The organism is Photobacterium swingsii, assembly GCF_024346715.1.
Classification (GTDB): Bacteria; Pseudomonadota; Gammaproteobacteria; order Enterobacterales; family Vibrionaceae; genus Photobacterium; species Photobacterium swingsii.
In genome coordinates this window covers 2,292,647-2,318,043 of record NZ_AP024852.1, presented here as the reverse complement: position 1 = coordinate 2,318,043, position 25,397 = coordinate 2,292,647, and the positions used below count along the sequence as shown (strand labels likewise).

The window sequence follows — 25,397 nt, the reverse complement described above, 5'->3', positions numbered from 1 at the left end:
CCCAACAGTGCATATTCTTTTTTTGAAAACCCAATTCAGCTTTGTCTTACCTAATTGCAGTATCATTACTGAGCCTTGATCCTCCTATCTAAAAATTTATAGCCAGCCACTGGCGCACTATCTCTTCATCAGCTTTTTGTTGATGGGTACTGATGTGTTTACCGCAAAATTATTACGTGTTTTGTGATGACTCGTTAAGGTAATAATGACAATTCTGAACGTGCAGTTCAGCGTTTGTTATCGATTGCTTATCGCTATCACGCACGAATATACGGCTAAACACAGCAATTTTTTGATATGGAATAATCATGAATAACGTGTTTAATTTAGATAATCTTAAGCATGCGTCAAATGTGCCTGTCGTGCATGATTTGTACGATCTAACGCCAGATGAGCTGTTATTAAGTCAAGAGCATTACGAATCGGAAGTCCGCTCTTACCCTCGCCGTTTGCCACTAGCGATTGCAAAAGCAGCTGGCGTGCTTGTCGAAGATACTCGAGGTCAACTCTTTGTTGATTGTCTTGCTGGTGCAGGAACGCTTGCGCTGGGTTATAACCACCCTGAAATTAACCAAGCGATTATCGATCAACTTAATGCTGGTTTGCCTTATCAAACACTTGATATGACGACGCCAGCTAAAGATAAGTTCATCAAAGAAGTGATGGACTTTCTGCCTGAATCTTTTGCTGAAAATGCCCGTATTCAGTTTTGTGGCCCATCCGGTGCCGACGCTGTCGAAGCTGCAATTAAATTAGCAAAACAAACGACGGGTCGTAATACCATGGCTGCATTTCACGGTGCTTATCATGGCATGACAAACGGTACGATGGCGATGATGGGTAACCTTGGTACCAAAGAGCGTCGCCAAGGTTTAATGTCTGATGTGCACTTTTTACCTTTCCCCTATAGCTTACGTTGCCCATTCGGCTTACAAGGCGACGAAAGTGCAAAACAAAGTATCCGCTACATTGAGCGTATGCTCAGCGATGATGAAAGCGGCGTTCAAAAACCAGCTGCTATTATTGTAGAGCCGGTCCAAGGTGAGGGTGGGGTGATTCCTGCGCCTGCATTCTGGTTACGTGAGTTACGCCGTATTACTCAAGAACATGGTATTTTACTGATTTTCGATGAAATTCAGTGTGGAATTGGTAAAACTGGCCATAACTTTGCTTTTGAAGATTCGGGCATCAATCCCGATATTCTTTGTCTCTCTAAAGCTGTTGGTGGCGGTTTACCTATGTCGATTTTGATCTTCAATAAGTCGATCGACACTTGGCGCCCCGGTGAACACACAGGCACATTCCGCGGTAATCAGCTGGCAATGGCGACTGGGGCAAAAGCTTTAGAAATTATTCGTCGTGATAACTTAGTCAAGCATGCTCAAACGGCTGGTCAGTACTTTCGTGAGGGCTTAGAGCGTATAGCACAATATACCAGCTGTATCGCTGAGGTACGTGGTAAAGGCCTCATGCTTGGTGCTGAAATTGTAAAAACGGATGGCAGTAAAAACAAGTTTGGTGAACCCGAAGCGGATCCTGAACTGGCTGCGCAAATCCAGCGTGCTGCGTTAGAGCGTGGTTTGATCATTGAAAAAGGTGGTCGTCAGGGCTCAGTACTGCGTTTCCTTCCGCCGATAATTATTACCTTAGAGCAAATTGATTTCGCACTTGATGCGTTAAGCAAAGCTATTCTTGCAACGGCAGGCCCTGCGGTGGTGAATGAACCGCCTGTCGTCAGTGAAGATGTTCACTGGCGTGATCACTTCATCCATACTGGCGACGGTGGTGCTGATTTATTTGAAGCGGCATTAAATCAAACGACCCAAGTGCTGAAGAAGGTGTTTGAGGAGTGCAACTCGCCTTATTCTGGCCTTGAACCTCAAGTCCTCAAGTCGATGATCAATAATATCGATTTAGATAATCAGCAGTTGCCGCTTGATCTTGTGCTTGAGCAAACGGGCGAGCTGATTGCAAAAAACTCAATCATTGTTCAACATCCCCACTGTATTGCGCATCTACATACACCACCATTGCTCCCCGCTGTTGCGGCTGAAGCCTTTATTGCAGCCTTGAACCAATCAATGGATTCATGGGATCAGGCAAGCTCCGCAACGTTTGTGGAACAAAAAGTAGTGGATTGGTTATGTGGTGTGTACCAACTTGGCACACAAGCTGACGGTATTTTCACATCAGGCGGCACGCAAAGTAACTTGATGGGTTTATTGCTAGCGCGAGATTGGGCTGCAGATACAATCTCAGGGCACAATATTCAAAAGCAAGGCCTTCCTGATTACGCGGGTAAACTGCGTATTTTATGTTCGAAAAAATCGCATTTTACAGTTCAAAAGTCTGCATCGTTAATGGGACTGGGTGAGCATGCTGTCGAGTGTGTGGATACCAATCCAGATGGCACGATAAAGATTGCTTCGCTGGTCAAAACCGTTGAAGCATTACGTAATGATGGCTTGATGCCATTTGCGTTAGTCGGTACGGCGGGCACAACCGATCATGGTGCGATTGATGATTTAGCTGGTATGGCCGATATTGCCCAACAGCATAACCTTTGGTTCCATGTCGATGGTGCTTATGGTGGTGCATTGATTTTAAGTCGTCATAAATCACGTTTACACGGGATGGAAAAAGCGGACTCAGTTAGCGTTGATTTTCATAAACTTTTCTATCAACCAATTAGCTGTGGTGCCGTGCTACTCAAAGACAAAGAAAACTTTAAGTACCTGCTTCACCATGCTGATTACTTGAACCGTGAAGATGATTTACTCCCTAATTTAGTGGATAAGTCGATCGCGACAACCAAACGTTTTGATGCGCTTAAAGTCTTGATGACCATGCAGTGTGTTGGTACGCAAGCACTGGGTGCTATGTATGATCATTTATTAGGACAAACTCAACAAGTCGCTGACATGATCAATCAGTCGGCAGACTTTGAATTATTTGCTGATCCTGTTCTTTCTACTGTGCTATTCCGCTTTGTAGGACAAAACGCAGTGGATCTTGATCAGCTTAATAAGCAACTACGCATTGATGCACTTGTGCAAGGGAAGGCGGTATTAGGGGAAACCATCGTTGATGGCAAAGTGTCACTGAAATTGACGATTTTAAACCCATGTCTGACTTTGTCAGATTTTGAATCATTACTGAGCGAAATACGCCAAGTCGCCACTCAACTCGAGTTAGTGACAGGCTAATACATGACTTAACCGTGGTCAGTGTATTCGCTGGCTGCGACTTTTATTGATTTAATAAACGGAAAATATTATGGCTATTCTACAAATTGGTGCAGGCGGTGTTGGCTGGGTTGTTGCACATAAAGCAGCACAAAACAACGAAGTGCTAGGTGATATTACAATTGCATCACGTACCGTATCTAAGTGTGAAAAAATCATTGAGTCGATCAAAGGCCGTAATAACCTTAAGGACACAACGAAAAAACTAGAAGCACGCGCAGTAGATGCAGATAACGTTGAAGCCTTGGTTGCACTGATCAACGAAGTGAAGCCTGATCTTGTTATCAATGCTGGTCCTCCTTGGGTAAACATGACCATCATGGAAGCATGTTACCAAGCAAAAGTATCGTACCTAGATACCTCAGTCGCGGTAGATTTGTGTTCAGAAGGCCAGCAAGTGCCACAAGCGTACGATTGGCAGTGGGGCTACCGCGAAAAATTCGCAGAGGCAGGTATCACAGGTATCCTAGGGGCTGGTTTCGATCCGGGTGTAGTCTCTGTGTTTGCAGCATACGCGGTTAAGCATCTATTCGATGAAATCGACACTATCGATGTAATGGATGTAAACGCTGGTGATCACGGTAAGAAATTTGCGACTAACTTCGATCCAGAAACCAACATGCTAGAAATCCAAGGTGATTCATTCTACTGGGAAAACGAAGAGTGGAAACAAGTACCTTGTCATACACGTATGCTAGAGTTTGATTTCCCTAACTGTGGTCCTCAAAAAGTGTACTCAATGGCGCACGATGAAGTTCGCTCCATGAAAGAGTTCATTCCAGCAAAACGTATCGAATTCTGGATGGGCTTTGGTGATGCTTACCTAAACTACTTTAACTGCATGCGTGATATTGGCCTGCTAAGCCCTGATCCACTAACACTGCACGATGGTACAGTTGTTCAGCCATTACACGTACTAAAAGCACTACTGCCAGATCCAACGTCACTAGCACCAGGTTACACAGGCTTAACCTGTATCGGTACTTGGGTACAAGGTAAGAAAGACGGTAAAGAGCGCAGTGTATTCATCTACAACAATGCCGACCATGAAGTAGCGTACAAAGATGTAGAGCACCAAGCGATTTCATACACCACAGGTGTACCAGCAATCACTGCTGCACTTCAGTTCTTCCGTGGTGAATGGGCAGATAAGGGCGTATTCAACATGGAACAGCTAAACCCAGACCCGTTCCTCGAAACTATGCCTGAAATCGGTCTAGATTGGCACGTTCAAGAGCTACCTGTGGGCCAGCCAGATATCAAAATCTTGAAATAAGGTTTTAAACTGGTTATTTCTCTTCATTGCGTTGTTGGAAGTGCTCATTTATGCCTATAAACTCCGCGCTTCCGCCTAGATCTGAAGAGAAATCCCTGCGCTTAAAAGCTTTATAGGTTATTAGCGTCGAAAGTTTAAACGTTGTGAATATAAAGAAGAGGGCAGAGGCTCTCTTCTATTTTATGTGTTGTTGCTAAATGCCTATTTTTCATTGGATGTTGCGTCAGTAATCTTGCAGTCCGAAGGGCAGCTTTGTCTTGTTTGAGCGAAGCGAGTTACAAAGCGGTGCGAAGATTATAAGCAGCATACAAAATGAAGAAAAATTCGGCACACGGCATTTTTTGGTTACTTTGTGTTGCTGTAGACAAAAAGTGACACCCTCGGAGAGGGTTCTAATGTGCCGTTAAGGCAAATTTAGCTTGGAACAAGATAATGACAGTAAACAATAAAGAACAACTAAAAACCCCATACTTCATGATCAACGAAGATAAGTTGATTCAAAACCTAGAGAAAGCAAAACAGCTAAAAGAACTATCTGGCGTTAAGTTGGTATTGGCACTGAAATGTTTCTCAACATGGGGCGTATTTGACATCATCAAACCTTACTTAGATGGCACGACAAGTAGCGGTCCATTTGAAGTTAAGTTAGGTTACGAAACCTTTGGTGGTGAAACGCATGCTTATAGCGTGGGTTACAGCGAAGATGATGTAAAAGAAGTCGCAGATATTTGTGATAAGTTGATTTTCAACTCGCAAACACAGCTAGCGGCACACCGCCATCTTGTTGAGGGCAAAGCCTCAATGGGGTTGCGCCTTAACCCTGGTGTGAGCTATGCAGGGCAAGATTTAGCGAACCCTGCGCGTCAATTTTCTCGTCTGGGCGTTCAAGCCGATCATATAGACCCAACAGTCTTTGATTCAATTGATGGCGTAATGTTCCACATGAATTGTGAGAACAAAGATGCTGATGCTTTCATTGAGCTACTCGACGCGATTTCTGAACAGTTTGGCGAACACCTAAATAAGCTTGATTGGGTGAGCTTAGGTGGCGGTGTATTCTTCACATGGCCGGATTATGCGCTTGAAAAATTGGCGGCAGCACTAAAGGCTTTCTCTGAAAAGCATGACGTACAATTATATCTTGAGCCTGGTGAAGCGATTATCACTAAAACGACAGATCTGGTGGTCACTGTGGTTGATGTTGTTGAGAATGGCATGAAAACAGCCATTGTCGATTCAGCAACGGAAGCACACCGTTTAGATACACTTATCTACAATGAACCTGCGTCTATCGCAGAGGCGTCAGATAAAGGTGAGCATGAATACGTTATCGGATCATGTTCATGTCTCGCGGGTGATCAGTTCTGTGTGACTCAGTTTGATGAACCATTGAAAATAGGGCAACGCCTTCATATTTTAGACAGCGCGGGTTATACCATGGTGAAGCTAAACTGGTTTAATGGCCTAAAAATGCCATCTATTTATTGTGAGCGTTCAACGGGTGAAATCCAAAAGCTGAATGAATTTGGCTATGACGACTTTAAGCGCTCATTGTCACAATGGTCTGTGAAGTAATCTCGAATTTTAATAATAGAAGCCAGTTTTTACTGGCTTTTTTGTTATAGTTACAACTCTAATAAAACAGTGTTGTTGATGATATGAATAGTAAGCGAAAGATAATAGCCTTAGTCATACTTGGTTCTATATTAGGGCTGTCAGGGTGCAATAGTGGCGAGGATGTGACTGAATCCGATTCTTTATACGTTAAAGCCAATACCTATCAAGCACCACAGTTTAGCGTAGGTAAAGATAAGCAAGTAAAAGTAAAAGCCAGTCTTCAGGGAGGGAACCCAATAGAAGCTTATATTCTTGATGAAGAAGATTATCGTCAATGGGTAGCAACAACACAAAATGGTGACTTCGGCAACGCATCACTCGTGTATATCAAAAGTATTACCCCATTGAATGGCGTGCATGAAACAGACTGGTTCGCCCTTGCAGAGGGTAACTACCATATTTTATTTGAAAATACTGCATTTAGTGCTATTAAGCCGACTTTGGCTGGCGAAACCAGTAGTGTCTCGTACTCTGTGCTTACACAAGCAGTACCGGCGAAAAGTGAATAATTGCGCATTGAGTTAGCAAAATGCCAGTGATGGTGAATAAAATACAGTATATTTGGTGATTGAATATTCAGTCACACCATAACTGATAGATTTGTTATTGACTCTATTGTTGAACAGGGTAAAGTACGCCTCGTTCTCAGCGAGAACACTGTAAATGGCGCGTTGGCAGAGTGGCTATGCAGCGGATTGCAAATCCGTGGACCTCGGTTCGACTCCGGGACGCGCCTCCATATTTATACCGAATCTCACTACGAGGTTTGACGGTTAAAGTCCGAAAAGCCAGCTTAGTTGCTGGCTTTTTTGTATCTACTTAGTCCTGTCCCTTTAAAGATCAACCTTGCTGGTGATCAGATTATTTCGCGCTTGTCTTCTGCTACTTCAGTCATTTCACTATAGCAACTTAGTAGGCTTTGCTTTGGTTCAAACCATGACAGTTTGTGAGCAAGTTGTGTCACGCTGCCTATAATGATGAGCGCAGGGCTTTCGGCGTGCGCCGCAATAATCTCTAATGTTTCTAATGAGCAAGGAAGTACACGTTGATTATGGCTTGTACCTCGTTCAACAATCGCAGCGGGTGTCAGTGGGGACATACCGTGTGCTTCTAATCGACGGCGAATTTCACCGCTTTGGTTTAGGCCCATATAAAACACTAATGTGTTGTTTGTTCTTGCTAAGGATGACCAGTCGATTTGCTCTTTTTCTGATTTTAGATGGCCAGTGACAAACTGAACGCTTTGCGCATGATCGCGATGAGTGAGGGGGATCCCTGCATAAGCTGCGCAACCTGCCGCAGCTGTAATGCCCGGCACGACTTCGAAGGGAATATCATGAGGAAGCAGCGCTTCAAGCTCTTCGCCACCACGGCCAAAGATAAAAGGATCACCGCCTTTTAATCGAACAACGATTTGCCCCTTTAGTGCCTCTTCAACCAAAATTTGGTTAATGCCGTCTTGAGGTACACAGTGATTCCCTGCACGTTTACCAACGAAAATTAGGTCTGTTTTTTCGGGAATTAACTCAATAATTTCATTTGAAACTAATCGGTCATAAACAACAACATCAGCTTGCTGGAGCATGCGTAGTGCTTTTACTGTCAATAGATCAGGATCACCAGGTCCTGCGCCAACCAATATGACTTTACCCATCGTTGATTGAGGGGTCAGGTGGCAAACTTTATTGTCGGTTGTCATTAGGCTTACTCCACTCGGCAATTTGAAACTAAATCGTACTTAGCTAAGGCTTTTAGTGGTGCAGTATCTCTACTGCACCGTGACGCTTAATTAGGCTGTTTGTGTTGCTGTTGCTGTTGATGCATTTGCTTTTGCAGATTTTATGATTGGACGTTGTGTTTTAGGTGTTGTAAACCAATAACCTAGCCCCATAAATACGACACCTGAAATTGTATTGCCGATAGTTACCCATAATAGGTTGTGACCAATTCCAGCTAATGTAAATGCCTCTTTGTGTTCGCCGAACCAAGATAATGCAAAGATAGTCATATTGGCAATAGAGTGCTCATAGCCAGAGGCAATAAAGGCCAATAAACACCACCAAATGGCGATAAATTTAGCAGAGCCTTCAACTCGCTGGCACATCCAGATCGCTAAGCAGACAAGCCAGTTACATAAAATACCTTTGAACAAGAGAGCAGTGGCAGAACCAGATGTTTTAGCCATAGCGACATTGTTAAGGAGGCTGTTGGTATCAGGTAGTAGCTTTCCGCCGCCAGCGTAAAAGAACAGAAGTGCAACACCCACTGAGCCTATTAAGTTTCCTGCCCATGTTTGTGGCAGTACCCGTAGGGTATCAGCAAGGGTAATTTGACCTGTTTTTACACCAAAGGTGAGGAACATAGTGTGTCCAGTGTATAGCTCAGATCCAGCGATAATAACTAAGGTCAAAGCAATACCAAATGTACCGCCCATGACTAAGGAACGAATAGATGGATCGACCATATTACCCAAAGTAAAAATAAGGATAATCCCTAACCCAACATAAGCACCTGCCATAGCAGAGCTTAGCCAGAACCCTAATTTTTCCTTATCTGCAAAATCAACGATACGAGCAGCATTGGCTGAACATTTCTTAATCGTGTCTGCGTACATGCGAGTTTTCCTTTCTTAAATTTAAATCGAAATCTTTTTGGGATAGATAATGGCCACTATACCTATTCCAAAAAGCAGGGAATTTTGACAACTGGTAACCAAAATTCCCTGAATCTTAGCGTGAAGCTAAGGGTTTAATATTTAAGCCGCGATTTGAACTTCGCTGTTGACTACTTGTACTTGATAGCTTTTTATGGATGCTTCTGCATTCTCTAGGCAGCGGCCGTCTTTTAATGCGAAGCGTTGTTTTTTGAGTGGACTTGCTACCCAAAGCTCATTTTCATGTTCACAAATAAGACCACGAGATAACACGTTAGAGCGAGCAAACGGATCCATATTACTGATTGCGTAGAATGTGTCTGATGCATCCGGTCGGAACAAAGCAACTTGTTCACCATTTACTAACGCACAAACACCTGTTCCGGGCATAACATCCTCTACTTGACAGACGGTGATCCACTGGCTCATGCGTGTTCCTCCACTGAAATGTTATAAATAGGCGCTTTTTCTTCTTCAGTCGCAGGGCGGTGCTGTTCACGTTCAGAGACAAATACAACATTGCTATCGCGTTCATCTGAATTAATGAAATGACTAAAGCGTTTTAGTTGGTCATCGTTACTCAGTGTGGTGGTCCACTCACACTGGTAGCTTGAAATCAGTTTGTCTGCATCTGCTTCTAGCTGTGCATTGATGCCAAGCTTGTCGTTGATAATGACATCGCGTAGGTATTCGATGCCGCCTTCAAGATTTTCAAGCCATACCGAAGTACGCTGCAGTTTGTCCGCGGTACGCACGTAGAACATTAGGTAACGGTCGACATATTGAAGCAGCGTTTCTTTATCTAAGTCAGCAGCCAGTAAGTCAGCGTGTCGCGGTTTCATACCACCATTACCGCCGACATACATGTTCCAACCGGCATCTGTTGCGATAATGCCTAAGTCTTTGCCTTGTGCTTCGGCACATTCACGGGTACAGCCAGAAACACCGAACTTCATTTTGTGCGGAGTACGAATACCTTTGTAGCGGTTTTCAAGTTCGACACCTAAGCCAACACTGTCTTGTACCCCGAAACGACACCAAGTGCTGCCCACACATGTTTTCGCCATACGTAGGGCTTTTGCATAGGCTTGGCCTGTTTCAAAGCCAGCGGCAATCAGTTTTTCCCAAATAACAGGCAAGTCATCTTTTTGTGCGCCAAATAAACCAATGCGCTGTGCACCTGTGATTTTGGTGTATAGGTTGAATTCACTGGCAACTTCCGCTACTGCCATCAAACCTGCTGGCGTGACTTCACCGCCTGCCATACGCGGGATAACAGAATAGGTGCCATCTTTTTGCATATTGCCTAAAAAGATGTCATTGGTATCTTGCAGCGGCGTATTGTCTTGCGTGAGAACGTAGTCATTCCAGCTTGAAGCCAGAATTGAACCAACAGTCGGCTTACATACTTCACAGCCATAACCTTTCCCGTATTTTTTCAATAGCTCATCAAAGGTTTTGATTTTCTCTACACGGATAAGGTGAAAAAGTTCTTGGCGAGAATATTCGAAGTGCTCACAAAGGTGATTTTTCACTTCGATACCTGATTTAGCCAGTTCTGCATTCAGCACTTGAGTAATGAGTGGCAAACAACCACCACACCCCGTACCTGCCCCCGTTACTGCTTTGATTTCACCAAGGGTAGTGTGGCCATCAGCCACAGCCGTTGCTATCTTGCCTTTTGTGACATCAAAACATGAACAAATGACGGCAGAATCGGGTAGGGAGTCAGCCCCCATAGCGGGTTTTTCAGCGCCAGCGTGGGCTGGTAGGATTAATGTATCTGGGTGCTTGGGTAATTCGATGTCATTCAGTTTTAACTGCAGTAAATTACCGTAGTCAGAGGTATCACCTACAAGTACTGCACCAAGCAATTTTTTACCGTCTTCAGAAACGATAATGCGTTTGTACACTTCTTCGTTTTCATCAAGGTAAACGTAGCTTTTACTGTTAGGAGTACGGCCATTTGCGTCGCCGATACTACCGACTTTTACGCCAAGTAATTTGAGTTTGGCGCTCATGTCAGCACCTTCAAATGCGTTGTCATCACCAATTAAGTGACTAACGGCAACTTGTGCCATTTTATAGCCAGGCGCGACAAGCCCGTAGAACATCTCGTTCCAAGAGGCACATTCACCAATAGCATAGACATCTTGGTCTGAGGTTAGACAGTGATCGTCGATAGCGATACCGCCACGACGCCCTGTTGCTAAACCACATTGCATTGCGAGCTTATCTTGTGGACGAATACCCGTTGAGAACACAATAAAGTCAACTTCTAGCGAGGTACCATCGGCAAAGTTCATTGTGTTACGCGCTTCAGTACCTTCAGCAAGGATTTCTTGAGTATTCTTCCCTGTGTGGACCTTTACACCCAGCTTTTCAATTTTCTTACGCAGCTGTTCACCACCCTGTGGATCCAGTTGCTCCGCCATAAGGACAGGGGCAAACTCAATAACGTGTGTCTCAACGCCTAGCGCTTTAAGTGCGCCAGCAGCCTCAAGCCCAAGCAGGCCACCACCGACAACGACACCGCTCTTACTGCGTTTAGCCGTTGCTTCAATAGTTTTTAGGTCTTCGATAGTGCGGTAAACGAAACAATCTTTGCCTTCATTACCTTTGATAGGAGGAACCCAAGGGTAAGAACCTGTTGCCATGATCAGCTTGTCGTATTGAATTTCACGGCCAGTATTAGAATGGATAATTTTTTGAGCGCGGTTAATGGTGATTGCACGTTCACCGATAAGAACGTTGATGCCGTGTTTTTCGTAAAAGCCTTCTTTTACAAGGGAAAGTTCATCTGCTGTATGGTGTGAGAAGTAAGAAGACAGGTGAACCCTGTCGTATGCAATGCGTGGTTCTTCACAGAAAACTGTTACTTCGTAGTTTTCCATGTCTGCCTTATCGACTAATTCTTCGATATAGCGATGGCCAACCATACCGTTACCGATAATCGCCAATCTGACTTTGCTCATAATATCCTCTTAACAAAGGCGTTAAATCTGAGCTGATAGTAATAAGACGAGTTGTGAATAAATATGATGTAAATCAACTACAATTTTAAATAACCCCAAAGGGGTAGCGGCGGTTTAATCAATGTTTTGTGTGTTAATTGAACTATTTTGGTGTTTGTTTACTACATAATGTAGAAAGAAAAGAATAAATATTTACAGCTTGGTTTCTGTGTTGTGAATATTTGTAGGTCACCATTAGTGTGCTTCAGGTGGTGTAGCACGATTTGTTATATAAGACTGTTACGAATAAGGCTGGTGCCAGTCAGTGCTGTAATACAGAGTGTATAGATCCTTATTACTATATATAGAGCGAGTGCGATAACGAGGAAAAGGTCATTACTCTCTTATAGAAGGGAACACTAACCACACTAAATAGCGTGATCTTTCAGTAAATAGTGCTTATTTAATGTTTTAACCCCAAAATTGAGAAAGCAGTAGAGCTTTATTATTTAAAGGATCGTAGGCGAAACTGGTTATCTGCTTGTTTTTTAGCAGGTTGTTTGGGGTATCACTGCCCAATGTGAATATATATTATTCGTTAGGGGCTGCTTTTTAACCGATTGAATAATTTGTTTATTTTTTTAATTGACTCATTTTTAGAATCTAGTAAAGTACGCCTCGTTCTCACGGCAAAGGTCGCTGAGAAACATTGATGCGACACTAGCTCAGCTGGTAGAGCGCAACCTTGCCAAGGTTGAGGTCACGAGTTCGAACCTCGTGTGTCGCTCCAAAATTTGCGGTATTGATAGTTCTTAGCTGAAAGTCAGTATCTAGATGGTGTTTAACTTTTCAGTTAGCGCATAGCAATAAAGAATTGCGTGCCCTGGTGGTGGAATTGGTAGACACAAGGGATTTAAAATCCCTCGACGTTCGCGTTGTGCCGGTTCAAGTCCGGCCCGGGGCACCATCTATTCCTTAGTATCGTTACCATAGGCGGTATTGAGTAGAGAAAGAAATATGGCGCGTTGGCAGAGTGGCTATGCAGCGGATTGCAAATCCGTGGACCTCGGTTCGACTCCGGGACGCGCCTCCATATTAAGCGACACTAGCTCAGCTGGTAGAGCGCAACCTTGCCAAGGTTGAGGTCACGAGTTCGAACCTCGTGTGTCGCTCCAATATAAAACTTATGATTTAATCATGAGTTAAGTGAAACACAGGTAAAGCAGGTAGAGTGCAACCTTGCCAAAGTTGAGGTCACGCCTAGCTCCTCGAAGATCGGGAACCTCGTGTGTCGCTCCAAAATTTGCGGTATTGATAGTTCTTAGTTGAAAGTCAGTATCTAGATGGTGTTTAACTTTTCAGTTAGCGCATAGCAATAAAGAATTGCGTGCCCTGGTGGTGGAATTGGTAGACACAAGGGATTTAAAATCCCTCGACGTTCGCGTTGTGCCGGTTCAAGTCCGGCCCGGGGCACCATCTATTCCTTAGTATCGTTACCATAGGCGGTATTGAGTAGAGAAAGAAATATGGCGCGTTGGCAGAGTGGCTATGCAGCGGATTGCAAATCCGTGGACCTCGGTTCGACTCCGGGACGCGCCTCCATATTAAGCGACACTAGCTCAGCTGGTAGAGCGCAACCTTGCCAAGGTTGAGGTCACGAGTTCGAACCTCGTGTGTCGCTCCAATATAAAGTCTGATTGCGTATAGTAGTAAGACAAAGATGGTGTTTAACTTTTCAGTTAGCGCATCGCAAAGAATTGCGTGCCCTGGTGGTGGAATTGGTAGACACAAGGGATTTAAAATCCCTCGACGTTCGCGTTGTGCCGGTTCAAGTCCGGCCCGGGGCACCATCTAATATACTGATATCGTTACCATAGGCGATTATAAGTAAAAAGAATATGGCGCGTTGGCAGAGTGGCTATGCAGCGGATTGCAAATCCGTGGACCTCGGTTCGACTCCGGGACGCGCCTCCATATAAAAAGAAAGCCCTAGCAGAAATGCTGGGGCTTTTTTTCGTTTTGTGTTCCGTTAGTAAGAGCCTTAACTAACGTGGTTAAAGTACTTACCTAACAATGCGAGAGATGTTGGGTCAGTTTCTTTGCTTGCAGATCGGTAAGTATCATTATATTGACTATTATATGGCACACCTGAATTAATCATATTGCCTTCACATTTTGATAGTCCATTATCACAAATATCTGATGCGCTTTCATTGCGAGAGAGAATAGTTTGTACATAATATGGAATGTTGTCATTCCAGCCGTTATAAGCACCATCGTGAGCGTAACCCACACCATGCATCATCTCATGAGCGATTAGATCCGCACCTATGCCAGATTGTTCGAACTCGATCAAAAGACCATTAGTGCCCCATGCTCTTCCTGTATGAGAGTCTGATACATAAGCCTTTACATGATTTCCATAGCTTATCGCTGTTTGATTGACGTAGCTTTTAAACTTATCATAGCTGCTCGGAATTAAGACATTCACTGAGCTCTGTGCTTTAACGGTGAAAAGACTAAGATTAAAGTCTTTGCGAAATTCAGGGGTGTTCATCAAAAAGACAACACGACCTAGCGTATCTTTAAATGCGGCGATGGATTGGCTATCCCAATTGACTAGGTGGTAGCCAGCACCAATGGGTTGGTTACCTATGGTATTTGGAGCCATAAACGATGAGCTATTTAGTGGGACAATATTGCCAAATAGTAGGTTGTCTCTATTGCGAAATTCCTCCAGTACTGTTTTCTCGTGATACTTGAAGAGCATTTCCACATCACTTGGCGATAGGCCTAGTTTTGATGACAAAAAATCTTTAGCCGGGTTGGTGTAGTGAACTGGAGCTGCGTTAGGTTGGGCGAGTGATTGACTGTGCTCTGCTGCTGATGCAACGTTACTTCCCAATAAGCCTAAGGTAGCAAGTGCTATAACTGATAACTTTTTCATAATGAGTCCTTTTGTGATTAAGCTGAGTATTAATTTTCACCAAGCGGATAAGACAGTTAGGCCGTCGTTGAGTTGGATAGCCTTCTTATTTGGCTGGCTGTTTTGTTCATTATTCAAATTGTTATGAATGGTGTTTAATATCGCCTGGTTATCTTAGGTCCTTTTTTGAACACTGTTCTAGTGGCATTTATGCAATGTTAGGTTGCTGCACACAAAATAGAATTCTTAGATTGAAGGGATCGTTTGCTGCTACGCTACACTTTTGATGTGACTTGGCGCTAGTGTGCTTATTGCTTAAGTACATTAAATGGAAACTTCAGAATTAACTTTACTGTGTATCTTAATAAAAATATTTCATGGGTTATTTACATAACTTTATCTTCTTTTACTTGGTTAAATAATATATTTAATGAGATGCTTTTTGAAAATCCAATTTGTTTTATAAAAGTTTTGGTTTTTTTACTTAATAATGGAATCAGTCGCTTAATGTTAATGATTCATCTTTAATTTATAGTGGTTAGTGGTGCATTCTTATTACTCGTTAAATATTACGGTCTATAATTAAAAGCTATTTGCCTTTATTCTTTAACTCAAGGAGGAATTAATGTATATAGGGCCAGAGTTTATCCTTGCTGCTATTCGAAAAAAAATAAAAAAAGAAGGGCTTTGTTATACTGTATTATCCCAAAAGACAGGTATTCCACTTTCTACGGTTAAGCGTCATTTGCATAGTTCGTCACTAGGGTTGGATAAAGTTCTACTATATGCCTCTCATTTAAATACCGACTTAGTTGAATTGTCTAATACTGCACGAAAGTTGCAAAAGAAAAATGAATATTTCTTAAAAGGTGAGGAAAGCAAATTTTTTGCTCAACATCCTTACTTGTTGGACTTTATTTATATGATTACATCCGGAAATCAACATCCTGATGAAGTTGCAAAGCGATATCAATTATCAACTGAAAGTTTACGGTTGTACCTGGTTATCGCAGAAACGTTGGGGTATATCGAAATCCATGGTCGTGAAATTGCTTCGCAATCTAATCGTCGTTTTATTATCGAGGAGGGAAGTGTATTAGATAACTTGTTCAAGCAACGCTTTCTTCATGAATCGATATCCGATGATGTGCCGTCAGCCATTTGCCAGGGTCGAGTGTTAATGACGCCAGAGCAAAAGCAACAACTTGAGGAGAAAATCGATAGTAGAATTAGTGAGATACATGCGGCAAACATGGAAAATCAACAAGGAGAGTTAGTTAATGTGTTGGTTCGCTTTACACCCGGAAAACAAATATTTTTCTCAGATGGGTTAATTGAAATTGATAAAGAGTTGCTTAAACAGGCTTCTAGGGTTGTTTTAAGCCAGCAGGAGATAAACAGGAAAAGGGGATAATAAAATGTGATTTACATATAAGTTTATTTTATGTGGTGGTGTGATTAGACCTTGTATATTTTAATGAATATCAAAGGTTGAAACCAAGAGTGCTAAAAATTGATACTTCATTATTTTGATTCTTAAATTTATCTATTGGTTTTAATCTTCATATATATTTGAGATGCAGTTGGATAATTCAAACGGAGTACCGGAGTTGTAGCGGTACAATTGAAACCATTACTAAAGAAGAATATATATGAAAATCTATAAATTGAACTTAGTATTGGTTGGTTTACTTTTGAGTTTAAATGTAAACGCATATAGTGAACCAACATCACAAATGGTTGAAAATCAGGATTTGCAGTATCACCATACACATGGTGTTGAATCCCAACTAATCGAGCGCTCACCCGTTGCGGTTTTGCCTCAGCAAACTAATGAAGAGTCAGATAAATTTGTTAGCATGAATCGAGTTTCTGCATTTGATGCCGTGGAAACGTGTGATTTGAACGCTTTTGTTAATGCATCAAATATCAGTGATGCAATAAAAGAACAAGGCACAGATTGTATCAATAAGCTCTTTTCAGCAAGTAGCGATATACAAGTTGCTGCTTTTGATTCAGGTAATATGTATAACGCTGCAAAACATACCGCACAATTAGCAAGATCTTATAATGGTGGCGGCAGTAAAGACCTGCAAGCGTTATATTTGTATTTACGTGCGGGCTACTACGCTGAGTATTACAATAAAAGCATCAACTTCTCAGCTTGGGTGACACCAGCGGTCAAAGAAGCTCTTGATGCTTTTGTTAATAACGGCAATTTTTATGAAAATAGTGATCAGCACGGCAAAGTGCTGAGTGAAATGCTCACTACTATTGATAGCGCCAATCTACAGCATGAGTATATTCATGTTATTACGCAATGGTTGACTCGTTGGAACCAAAATTATGCTAAGCATTGGTCAATGCGAAAAGCGGTAAATGGTATATTCACTTTGCTATACCGTGGTCAATGGAATAAGGAGTTTGTGAATACTATTGGCTCACAAACTAATTTGGTATATGCGTTGGCTAATTTTGCATTGAAGCAATCTGCGATTGGAGCTGATGATGAATCTATGGCGGCAAATGCTGGGCGTGAGTTAGGTCGATTCACCATGTACAAAAACACCGCTATTCAGCCATTGGTTAAATCAAAAATTAAAGAAATCTTCAATCGTTACAATATGTACGGCTATGGAGATGCCATTTGGTTAGCAACCGCTGATACGACGTCATATTATTCTGATTGTTCTGAGTATGGTATTTGTGACTTTGAGCCTAAGCTCAAAAAGTTAGTGCTTTCACAAAGCTACACCTGCAGTGATAGCTTGCGTATTTTGTCGCAAGATATGACATCTGAGCAACACCAATCGGCCTGTGACAAATTAGGTTATGAAGAAAGTTATTTCCATACTCTGCTAGAAACAGGTAATCAACCAGTTGAAGATGATGTTAATACTCAGCTACAGGTGAATATATTTAATTCAAGTAACGACTATCAAAAATATGCGGGCGTTATTTTTGGCATTAATACTGATAATGGTGGTATGTACCTTGAAGGTGATCCTTCTAAACCAGGTAATGTTCCTAATTTCGTTGCATATGAGGCACCAAAAGCAAACCCTGACCATTATGTTTGGAATTTAGAGCATGAATATGTTCATTATTTAGATGGTCGATTCAATATGTACGGTAACTTTGGTTCACCAACAGAGAAAGTTGTGTGGTGGAGTGAAGGGATCGCTGAATATGTCGCGAATGAAGACAATAACCCAGCTGCGTTAGACACGATTAAAGATGGTAGCGTGTACACTCTGGGGCAGATCTTTGAAACCACTTATGATGGTTTTGATGTGGATCGTATTTATCGTTGGGGTTACTTGGCAGTTCGCTTCATGTTTAGTCAGCATAAGAATGAAATTAATCGTATGTTGGTTGAAACACGAGCGGGTGATTGGGCTGGTTATAAAGCGGTTATTCAGGGGTGGGAACATCAGTACCAGTCTGAATTTGAACAATGGCAGCAAGATTTAATTTCTCATCATTCAGGTGAACCTAAAGCGGTGATAAGTGCCTCGACGAATGGGAAAGTAGGAATGGATATCCCATTTAGCAGTGCGAATAGTACAGACAGTGATGGGGTGATTGTTGGTTATATGTGGAACTTTGGGGATGGAGCAAGTAGTCAAGATGCCAACCCAATCCACCAATATTCAAACAAAGGCACTTATACGGTTACTTTGACGGTAACGGATGACTCTGGTTTAAGTGCAACAGCATCTACGTCTATCACCATCTCTCAGGAGGGGGGGCAAGATCGTTTTCCTATCAATTGCGCGGTAGAAAATAAAGTGACAAGTGGAAGGCTAACGGCTGGAGAGGTTGTTTGCTTGGGGTCTCATCAACCAATATGGTTAAGTATTCCAGAAGTAAATAAACATCAAACTATGTCAATTACTACAGCAAATGGCACTGGCAACTTGAAACTAGAGTACAGTAATTTTGATTGGCCTAATGGTTCAAATTTACATGCTTGGTCTGATAATGCAGGTAATGATGAATGCATTACTTTAAGCTGGCAAAACCAGTATTGGGGTTACCTAAAAATCTCTGGTGAATTTGAAAATGCAGCTATTGTTGTCGACTTTGATAAAGGCTGTCGATAGTAGCTTGAAGGTATGATTGAATCATTAATATGTAGCCAGCGTTTTTGCTGGCTACTTTTAAATGGCAATATGACTTACTCATTTTGTGTCTTGTTAATGATCTAGCATTAACGGTATTGCTCAAGCCAAACTTGCTGTGCTTCAACCATTTCTTTGAACATGGCATCTATTTCTGACAGTGTACAAACTGTTGCGGTCACTGGGTCTAATGCAAGGGCATAGCGTGCAGCATTTAAGTCTTTATTTAGCGCAGCCTCGACAATTAATTCCTGAACAGCAGTATTGGTTTTGATCAAGCTGGCACATTGAGTCGGTAGTTGTCCCATTGATTGTGGCTGTAAGCCACTTTTATCGACCCAGATTGGCACTTCAACCACGCAATTTTGCGGTAAGTTTTCAATCAGCAAACCATCGACTTGTTGGTTGGCGACGTTACCGTTAATGCGTGTGCGTTCACCGCTTATCATGGCATTAATGAGTTTTGGAGCATTGAGCATATTGGGTTTAATGATAAAGTCTTGCTCACCTGCAAGTTGGGCATCTATCTCAGCTTTGCCTGCGGCATGTACTTTTTCCTCTAGTGCTAATAGGTTCCAGCGGAGAGGTAGAAAGTGATTAATCATCTGTTCATTTTTTCTGAAATATGGAACGTAGTCACTACAGTGCCAGTGGTTTTCAGTGCACCAATAATCAAAGAATTTAAGCATCTCGCAACGTACCCCATCCGCCTGATAAACGTCTGGGTTATTGGGAATTTGGCGAATTGCTTCCATTAAATCTTCGCCATTAGCTTGCATCTTAGTTATCCACGTCATGTGGTTAATGCCAGCAAATTCATAATCAATATGCTCAGGAACTTGGTGGTACATTAACTTCTGCCAACGCTCGGGTGTTGATGGATGATCAACCCAAGGGCCTTGTCCTAAATATCCGGCGAGTTGAGCGACGGTATAGCGAACACCGTAGCAAAGCCCAACAGTGGTGATCTTACTGAACTCTTTTGCAGCCCAGGTGAGAGGTGCAAGAGGGTTAGCATAGTTGATAAATATGGCGTTCGGGCAGGTTTGCTCCATATCTTTTAATATCGATAGCATAGGCGGTATATGGCGTAGTGCGCGGAAAATACCGCCAGGTCCCATGGTATCGCCAACTTCTTGAATCACGCCATATTTAGCTGGAATATCGACATCTAGTCGCCATGGTTCAAGTCCACCTACCTGAATAGCATTAATAACAAAATCAGCACCTTGTAAAGCATCACGCTGATTAGTTGTCATTTTCACTGTGACAGGTAAGTTGGCTTGTTCAATCATTTTAGCGACAACCTGACCACTGCGTTTAAGCACTTCAGGTTGAATGTCCATTAAGGTGATCGTTGAGCCAGCAAGCGCAGGGTAGGACAACAAGGCAGAGCAAATTTGGCGGGTAAACATTACGCTGCCCGCCCCAATGATAGTAATTTGTGCCATAACGAATCCTTTTACTATGAAAACAAAAACAGAAATAAAAATGGAAAATTAGGCCAATACGTCTGATTAACGAGAAGAAAATAAACGCGAAAATGAACCAGCATGCTGTTTGAGTAAGATACTGTGTATAACGAGCGAAAGTAGAATGATGACGCCGTAGATTAAACGCGTCCAAAAACCAGCTAAGCCCGCGCTGATAATACCGGCTTCAAGAATACCTATAATGCAGGCACCAAAAAGCGTGCCCATTAGTGTACCTCTGCCTCCGAGCACTGAAGTTCCGCCAATAAAGACAGATGCAAATACAAGTAGCATGTAGCCTTGGCCTTGGTTAGGCCACCAACTGCTCATTTCAATGCTGACAAAAGCCCCCACTAAGGCCGAAATTGCCCCCATCTGCATGAATAACAGCATGCGGGTTCGTTCGACAGGAACCCCCATCATTTCAGCCGCTTTTGGGTTGTCACCAATGAAATTGACGTTGTCGCCAAATACGTGCCAAGCCAGTATTAACCAAAGTACAAGCAATAACACACATGCCCACAGCATTTGCGCTGGGATCACATCGACAATGCGACCAACCATAATACTGTGAAGACCGGTTTGACGGATCTCTGGCATGCTTATCGCAATACCGTCGGCCAATACCGTGGTTAAACCACCAAGGAAAAACTGGGTGCCTATGGTCGTTATGATGGACGGGATGCGAAAGATCACCACTAAGCAACCGTTCAACACACCACAAAGGGTACCTACTGCTATTGCACCAGCAAGCGCAATTAGTGGCGATTGTGTCGCTTTAAATAACGAGGCAAAAACATAACCACCAAGTGCAACAACAGAAGGGAAACTCATGTCAATTTCACGCGCAATAATCAGCAATGTGAGCGCAAAGGCGAGCATCGCAGTGAAAGGGATGGTTGACATGAATGACGTATAAATACGCAGATGAAGAAAAGTTTGCGGACTTAAGTAAGTAAAGAGTGACCACAATATGACTAATATTAATGCAGTCAGGGTTGGAATTCGATGACGAGCGAAAAAGGATAGCATTAGGCACCTCTTCCAACGGCATCAAGTAGAGCTTTATGTAATGCTTCTTGCGTCATGTCTGATTTATGGTGCTGCGCGACGATTTGACCTCTATCCATAACGACAAATCTATCTGCGACGCGAAATGCATCATTCATGTTATGCGTAATTAGCAAGCAAGCGCGATCTTGCTCTCTTAGGGTTTCAATAAAGTGCAGTACTTTATCTACTTCGCCTAAAGAGAGTGCGGTAGTTGGTTCATCTAAGATCACGACCTTGGCATCAAATAACATTGCGCGTCCAATGGCTAATCCCTGTCGTTCTCCGCCTGATAGTAAATTAACTGGGGTCTCGATATTGGCACCCACACCACGAAAGTCGAGTTTACTGAGTAAGGCTGTCGCTTGCTGGCGTTCTGCTTTTTGGTCGATAAAACCTAGCTTGTTCCGCAGGTGGCGGCCAAGAAATAAATTACGCCATACACTTTGCTGTTCACCCAGTGAACCTGATTGGTAAACAGTTTCAATGCCCAACTGGCGCGCGCTTTTGACACCATAATGCTTGATATCGACCGCCTGTCCGTTGATTGTCATGTGTCCTTGATCTACTGCTTCAACGCCGCTGATTAATTTGATTAAGGTTGACTTTCCTGCACCGTTATCGCCTAGCAGGGCACACACTTCACCGCGTTCGAGAGAAAACTGAATGTTCTTTAACGCATGGACGGGACCAAACCATTTGTTCAGCCCCGAAATTTCAAGCACAGTGTTGACCATTAACGAACGCCTTTGGCAGCTAATGGTGCAATAAAGTCAATATTGGCGGCATTAACGAAACCTGCCCCCGTATTGATATCTAAACCAGAAAAACCGTATCGCGTGCTGAGCACAACTTGCACAACAGATAAGTAACCCATTAAGTAAGGTTGGCTATCAGCAACAAGCTGAACATAGCCTGTTTTAATTGCATCTGCAGTGGCTGGAGAAAGGCTGAAGCCAGCGACAAATAATTCGTTTGGACGAACACCTGCGTTACGCAAAAAGTTACCCATTTGTGAGGTTAAGGCACCGTGGTCGACCATGACTAATTTTACGTCTGGTGTACGTGCAAGGTATGCGGAAAGTACACTGGTGCCCAGTGATGGGTCTTTGTCTACTTCAGGTGAAATCTGAATAAAATCAACCTTTACACCAGCTTCTTCAAGCGTAGATATGATACCGCGAGTTGAATCACTGCGTTCTGCAATATCTTTTATTCCCCAGACCATAGCGCGATCACCGGCTTTAAATTTACCGTCGCGTAGCGCTTGATTAGCAAGGTATATACCGCGTTCTGCGTTATTGACGCCAACGTAACCAAATCCATTTGATTGCTGTGCCGCCATTGTTTCTGGCAAAGCGGTATCAACAGATGTCACCTTTATTCCTTTGCTAAACGCCTCATCAACTAATGGTTCGAATGCGCTATCACCAGGGTGCCCCATGACAATGATACCTGTTGGTTTAGCAGCAAGTGCTTGCTTAAAGTTTTCAACCATTTTTTGAGGCTGCCAATCGGAGTAAACCACACGTAAATCAACGCTCAAATCTTCGGCCGCTTGCACTGCTCCGTTTTGAACCACGGTAGCGTAAGGTCCACCCACAGGCCCACCCACATCAAACCAAATAGACATATCTTTACCTGATGGCGCAGCAATGGCAGACATAGATGTGACGGAGAAAGCAAAGGCGATTAAAGCAGCACGTTGCTTAGAAGTTAGTTTGTAGAGGAATGTTCCAATCATATTCATAAAGTTGGTGCTCCATTGGGGCATATGCATTAATTGCGCATAATACTCCTATCAAACAGCAGGTAAATCAAAATAAAGCACTGGAAATAAGATCTGGTGTCATGATTTTGTTGTGAAATTTGACCTTATTCTCAATATGGTTATGTGTGTGGTGTATTTAAGGTATGTCGTTACGGTATAGGCGAGAGGGGAATGAGCGGTGAGCAGGAACATTTAAGCCACTCATATTTAGTGAGTGGCTTTTGGGTTATTTGAATCTATTTACTTGGTCTAAATTAACCATTTGCAAATTGCTGAAGAGGGATACGTTCCGCCAGTACACGTTTGTAGATTTGATGGCCGATCACTCCACCAAGTAAACCTGCAAATGCGGCGGCAACGGTTGCCATAAATAGCGTTTGTGGTGCGTTGAAAGCGATAGAGGCCAGTAGCCCTGGAATTGGCGCTGCGCTGCCAGGAGCATCATTCACAATACCGAAGTAGGCAGCAATTGTGCCTGCAAAAGCACCACCAATGAAGTTTGACATGAAGATAGGTACAGGGTTGCGTGTCACTATGTGTGCTTGAGTCAATGGTTCTAACATTACACTGATAGTGTTACTTGATTTACCCAGTTTTAGTTTGTGGAAAATGTACCCATTGGTAAAAGAACCACCGACACACGCCATTGCTGCGATCCCCATAGGTAAGCCTGTTAAGCCAAGCATCGCGGTAAGTGCCATTGAGCTGAGTGGTGAAGTACATACCATTTTAATTAGCCCGCCGAGCATAAAGCCCATAGCAAGAGGCGATAGTAAGGTTGCCTCTGTGATCATATTCGCCAACGTTCCCATTAACATTTCTAAAGCCGGGCTAATAAAGATACCTAGCAGTCTGGCAAGTGGGGCTAGTGTTAATACACCCACGATGACATCGACCCCTTCTGGTAAATACTTTTTGAAAAGAGGGACAAAGAAAGAGAACAGATAACCGACAATAAAGCCTTCAAGAATACCAAGGTTTGCCATCGCAAGACCTGTCACTATGGCATAAACAGGTTGGATACCCATGCGGAGCATGACCAAAGTTGCAGCGGCGATTCCTCCCATCCCCCCAACCATGTTACCGAATTCGGCTAAGTAGCCGATGCCAAACAAATTCCCCATTACGTATTTATGAATAGCTTCAACTAAGAAAGTCGCGATAGCCGCATCGGCTAAACCGCTCATTGCAGCACTTCCATTAGGGGCTTTAAAACTAAACAGTGAGAATAAACATAAAGCTGCTAATAACGCAGCGATACCCATTAAAATTTCCATATGATTTCCTTACCATTACTGATTACGGTGTAAATAATTGGGCGAGACGAGGCATATCGCCGCAGAGTAGGAAGGTCTTTAGAATTACCCTGGATCGGGCACCGTAATATGGAGGTGGAAACGAAGCGTGGTGTGAGGGAGGAATTGCTGAGTGCTGTACAGACTGCCAGCGCACATTATCGTTCAAAGACGATAGTAATTCTCGTATCGCAATTGTGTAGTAAAACGGCTGCTCATAAAGGTCACCATTGTGTTACAGAAAGCGTGAGTAAATGTTACATCTTGAATGTTAAGCTATCATAGATGATCTGTTTGAATTTTGAGCTGCTTCATGTTCTTGATAATAAATAATTAATCCTGTTTAGGGTTCCATTCTGAGGCTGTTTGTTTATCGTGAGAGGGTTGAGTAAACGCAGTTGCAAAGTCTTGTAGTAGATGCGGATAGACGGCTTCTACAGTTTGTAAAATTAAAGCGATGGGCATATCGTCAAATGTTCCGTGTTGCTTAACGTATTCCATATGCTTTTTACCGTCAGCAGTGTTCGCCTGTAAGATAGCGTCAGATTTACCATCAAAGTCGAGTGGGTGTACGCCAAATTTTGTACACAAGTCTTGGTCAAAAACAGGTGTCGCTTTTATCCATTTTCCTTCTATGTACACGTCAGCATAACCATGCATTGCGAAGTAATCGGTTCTTAACCATTCAATCAACTTGGGACTTGAAAGGTGATTGATCACGTCTGCAAGACCAATACGGGCTGGGATCTCATGTTTTCGACATAAGGCCACCATTAGGGCTGATTTGGGAATACAAAACGCTTGGTGATGCTCAAGGCAATAACTGGCCTTCAAGCTGCCTAACCCATCTTTTAATGTATACGGGTTATATTTGATTCCATCGCGCACTAAATAATAAATACTGACTGCTTTTTCACGATCATTAGCCCCACTTACTTGGCGAGATAACTGTTCGATAAGTGGGTTCTGATAGTCAAAATACGGGGTCGCTTGTAAGTATGCTTCCATTGCAAT

General features: G+C 42.9%; 17 protein-coding genes and 10 tRNA genes. 16 read left to right on the top strand and 11 right to left on the bottom strand.

Annotated elements, in window-relative coordinates; all coding sequences use genetic code 11:
- Positions 1–308: 308 nt before the first annotated feature.
- From OCU77_RS10720 to OCU77_RS10700, 5 genes are all read left to right on the top strand, one after another.
- Positions 309–3,206, top strand: coding sequence for a pyridoxal phosphate-dependent class III aminotransferase (locus OCU77_RS10720; RefSeq protein ID WP_084711904.1), 2,898 nt, complete (start codon positions 309–311; stop codon positions 3,204–3,206).
- 70 nt (positions 3,207–3,276) lie between these two features.
- Entirely contained in the window at positions 3,277–4,521 is a 1,245-nt protein-coding gene (locus OCU77_RS10715; protein ID WP_107302501.1) for a carboxynorspermidine synthase, read from the top strand.
- 432 nt (positions 4,522–4,953) lie between these two features.
- Entirely contained in the window at positions 4,954–6,096 is a 1,143-nt protein-coding gene (nspC, locus tag OCU77_RS10710; RefSeq protein WP_048900806.1) for a carboxynorspermidine decarboxylase, read from the top strand.
- A gap of 164 nt (positions 6,097–6,260) precedes the next feature.
- The gene (locus OCU77_RS10705) at positions 6,261–6,647 is read left to right on the top strand and encodes a hypothetical protein (RefSeq protein ID WP_048900807.1); all 387 of its coding nucleotides are present in this window, start codon (positions 6,261–6,263) and stop codon (positions 6,645–6,647) included.
- Between the two features lie 156 nt (positions 6,648–6,803).
- Positions 6,804–6,877, top strand: a tRNA-Cys gene (locus tag OCU77_RS10700).
- Positions 6,878–6,994: 117 nt separating this feature from the next.
- Here OCU77_RS10700 and cobA read toward each other — a convergent pair.
- The 4 genes from cobA to nirB form a co-directional block, all read right to left on the bottom strand.
- Positions 6,995–7,837: a uroporphyrinogen-III C-methyltransferase gene (cobA, locus tag OCU77_RS10695; RefSeq protein ID WP_048900808.1), complete on the bottom strand. Its 843-nt coding sequence runs from the start codon at positions 7,835–7,837 to the stop codon at positions 6,995–6,997.
- Between the two features lie 90 nt (positions 7,838–7,927).
- On the bottom strand, positions 7,928–8,752 hold the full coding sequence (gene nirC / locus OCU77_RS10690; protein ID WP_048900809.1) for a nitrite transporter NirC: 825 nt from the start codon (positions 8,750–8,752) through the stop codon (positions 7,928–7,930).
- A gap of 141 nt (positions 8,753–8,893) precedes the next feature.
- The gene (gene nirD, locus OCU77_RS10685; protein WP_048900810.1) at positions 8,894–9,220 is read right to left on the bottom strand and encodes a nitrite reductase small subunit NirD; all 327 of its coding nucleotides are present in this window, start codon (positions 9,218–9,220) and stop codon (positions 8,894–8,896) included.
- Entirely contained in the window at positions 9,217–11,766 is a 2,550-nt protein-coding gene (nirB, locus tag OCU77_RS10680; protein ID WP_048900811.1) for a nitrite reductase large subunit NirB, read from the bottom strand. The genes nirD and nirB overlap by 4 nt, the downstream gene beginning before the upstream one ends.
- A gap of 693 nt (positions 11,767–12,459) precedes the next feature.
- Here nirB and OCU77_RS10675 point away from each other — a divergent pair.
- From OCU77_RS10675 to OCU77_RS10635, 9 genes are all read left to right on the top strand, one after another.
- A tRNA-Gly gene (locus OCU77_RS10675) sits at positions 12,460–12,535 on the top strand.
- A 90-nt stretch (positions 12,536–12,625) separates the two neighbouring features.
- A tRNA-Leu gene (locus OCU77_RS10670) sits at positions 12,626–12,712 on the top strand.
- Positions 12,713–12,764: 52 nt separating this feature from the next.
- Positions 12,765–12,838, top strand: a tRNA-Cys gene (locus tag OCU77_RS10665).
- Between the two features lie 6 nt (positions 12,839–12,844).
- Positions 12,845–12,920, top strand: a tRNA-Gly gene (locus tag OCU77_RS10660).
- Positions 12,921–13,134: 214 nt separating this feature from the next.
- Positions 13,135–13,221 (top strand) — tRNA-Leu (locus tag OCU77_RS10655).
- A gap of 52 nt (positions 13,222–13,273) precedes the next feature.
- Positions 13,274–13,347, top strand: a tRNA-Cys gene (locus tag OCU77_RS10650).
- A gap of 6 nt (positions 13,348–13,353) precedes the next feature.
- Positions 13,354–13,429 (top strand) — tRNA-Gly (locus OCU77_RS10645).
- 79 nt (positions 13,430–13,508) lie between these two features.
- Positions 13,509–13,595: transfer RNA gene (locus OCU77_RS10640), tRNA-Leu, on the top strand.
- A 50-nt stretch (positions 13,596–13,645) separates the two neighbouring features.
- Positions 13,646–13,719: transfer RNA gene (locus OCU77_RS10635), tRNA-Cys, on the top strand.
- Between the two features lie 67 nt (positions 13,720–13,786).
- Here the strand turns inward: OCU77_RS10635 and OCU77_RS10630 are convergent.
- Positions 13,787–14,692 (bottom strand): hypothetical protein, encoded by a 906-nt coding sequence (locus OCU77_RS10630; protein WP_048900694.1) that lies wholly within the window; start codon positions 14,690–14,692, stop codon positions 13,787–13,789.
- A 604-nt stretch (positions 14,693–15,296) separates the two neighbouring features.
- Between OCU77_RS10630 and OCU77_RS10625 the strand changes: the two genes are divergently transcribed.
- Both OCU77_RS10625 and OCU77_RS10620 read left to right on the top strand, forming a co-directional pair.
- Positions 15,297–16,085 carry a hypothetical protein gene (locus OCU77_RS10625; RefSeq protein ID WP_048900693.1) on the top strand — a complete coding sequence of 263 codons (789 nt, stop codon included), beginning with the start codon at positions 15,297–15,299 and terminating at the stop codon, positions 16,083–16,085.
- 238 nt (positions 16,086–16,323) lie between these two features.
- Positions 16,324–18,777: a collagenase gene (locus OCU77_RS10620; protein WP_048900692.1), complete on the top strand. Its 2,454-nt coding sequence runs from the start codon at positions 16,324–16,326 to the stop codon at positions 18,775–18,777.
- 107 nt (positions 18,778–18,884) lie between these two features.
- Here the strand turns inward: OCU77_RS10620 and melA are convergent, their stop codons facing one another.
- The 6 genes from melA to OCU77_RS10590 all read right to left on the bottom strand — a co-directional run bounded on the left by melA (position 18,885) and on the right by OCU77_RS10590 (position 25,391).
- Complete coding sequence (melA, locus tag OCU77_RS10615; RefSeq protein WP_048900691.1) at positions 18,885–20,246, bottom strand: alpha-galactosidase; 1,362 nt, start codon at positions 20,244–20,246, stop codon at positions 18,885–18,887.
- Positions 20,247–20,312: 66 nt separating this feature from the next.
- A complete protein-coding gene (locus tag OCU77_RS10610) occupies positions 20,313–21,299 on the bottom strand; it encodes an ABC transporter permease (protein ID WP_048900690.1) in 987 nt (328 codons plus the stop codon).
- Positions 21,299–22,054 carry an ATP-binding cassette domain-containing protein gene (locus OCU77_RS10605; protein ID WP_048900689.1) on the bottom strand — a complete coding sequence of 252 codons (756 nt, stop codon included), beginning with the start codon at positions 22,052–22,054 and terminating at the stop codon, positions 21,299–21,301. Before OCU77_RS10605 ends, OCU77_RS10610 begins: the two co-directional genes overlap by 1 nt.
- Complete coding sequence (locus OCU77_RS10600) at positions 22,054–23,067, bottom strand: sugar ABC transporter substrate-binding protein (protein ID WP_244915155.1); 1,014 nt, start codon at positions 23,065–23,067, stop codon at positions 22,054–22,056. The genes OCU77_RS10605 and OCU77_RS10600 overlap by 1 nt, the downstream gene beginning before the upstream one ends.
- 275 nt (positions 23,068–23,342) lie before the next feature.
- Positions 23,343–24,365, bottom strand: a complete 1,023-nt coding sequence (locus OCU77_RS10595; RefSeq protein ID WP_048900687.1) for a PTS sugar transporter subunit IIC — start codon at positions 24,363–24,365, stop codon at positions 23,343–23,345.
- A 351-nt stretch (positions 24,366–24,716) separates the two neighbouring features.
- A complete protein-coding gene (locus OCU77_RS10590) occupies positions 24,717–25,391 on the bottom strand; it encodes a transglutaminase-like domain-containing protein (protein WP_107302500.1) in 675 nt (224 codons plus the stop codon).
- Positions 25,392–25,397 lie beyond the last annotated feature (6 nt).

What these genes read in the sequence shown, in the direction of transcription:
- OCU77_RS10605 (WP_048900689.1), bottom strand. Translation starts at nt 22,054, where the DNA reads ATGGTCAACACTGTGCTTGAAATTTCGGGGCTGAACAAATGGTTTGGT.
- OCU77_RS10590 (WP_107302500.1), bottom strand. Translation starts at nt 25,391, where the DNA reads ATGGAAGCATACTTACAAGCGACCCCGTATTTTGACTATCAGAACCCA.
- nirC (WP_048900809.1), bottom strand. Translation starts at nt 8,752, where the DNA reads ATGTACGCAGACACGATTAAGAAATGTTCAGCCAATGCTGCTCGTATC.
- OCU77_RS10595 (WP_048900687.1), bottom strand. Translation starts at nt 24,365, where the DNA reads ATGGAAATTTTAATGGGTATCGCTGCGTTATTAGCAGCTTTATGTTTA.
- OCU77_RS10610 (WP_048900690.1), bottom strand. Translation starts at nt 21,299, where the DNA reads ATGCTATCCTTTTTCGCTCGTCATCGAATTCCAACCCTGACTGCATTA.
- cobA (WP_048900808.1), bottom strand. Translation starts at nt 7,837, where the DNA reads ATGACAACCGACAATAAAGTTTGCCACCTGACCCCTCAATCAACGATG.
- OCU77_RS10600 (WP_244915155.1), bottom strand. Translation starts at nt 23,067, where the DNA reads ATGAATATGATTGGAACATTCCTCTACAAACTAACTTCTAAGCAACGT.
- nirB (WP_048900811.1), bottom strand. Translation starts at nt 11,766, where the DNA reads ATGAGCAAAGTCAGATTGGCGATTATCGGTAACGGTATGGTTGGCCAT.
- nspC (WP_048900806.1), top strand. Translation starts at nt 4,954, where the DNA reads ATGACAGTAAACAATAAAGAACAACTAAAAACCCCATACTTCATGATC.
- OCU77_RS10630 (WP_048900694.1), bottom strand. Translation starts at nt 14,692, where the DNA reads ATGAAAAAGTTATCAGTTATAGCACTTGCTACCTTAGGCTTATTGGGA.
- melA (WP_048900691.1), bottom strand. Translation starts at nt 20,246, where the DNA reads ATGGCACAAATTACTATCATTGGGGCGGGCAGCGTAATGTTTACCCGC.
- OCU77_RS10620 (WP_048900692.1), top strand. Translation starts at nt 16,324, where the DNA reads ATGAAAATCTATAAATTGAACTTAGTATTGGTTGGTTTACTTTTGAGT.
- OCU77_RS10715 (WP_107302501.1), top strand. Translation starts at nt 3,277, where the DNA reads ATGGCTATTCTACAAATTGGTGCAGGCGGTGTTGGCTGGGTTGTTGCA.
- OCU77_RS10720 (WP_084711904.1), top strand. Translation starts at nt 309, where the DNA reads ATGAATAACGTGTTTAATTTAGATAATCTTAAGCATGCGTCAAATGTG.
- nirD (WP_048900810.1), bottom strand. Translation starts at nt 9,220, where the DNA reads ATGAGCCAGTGGATCACCGTCTGTCAAGTAGAGGATGTTATGCCCGGA.
- OCU77_RS10625 (WP_048900693.1), top strand. Translation starts at nt 15,297, where the DNA reads ATGTATATAGGGCCAGAGTTTATCCTTGCTGCTATTCGAAAAAAAATA.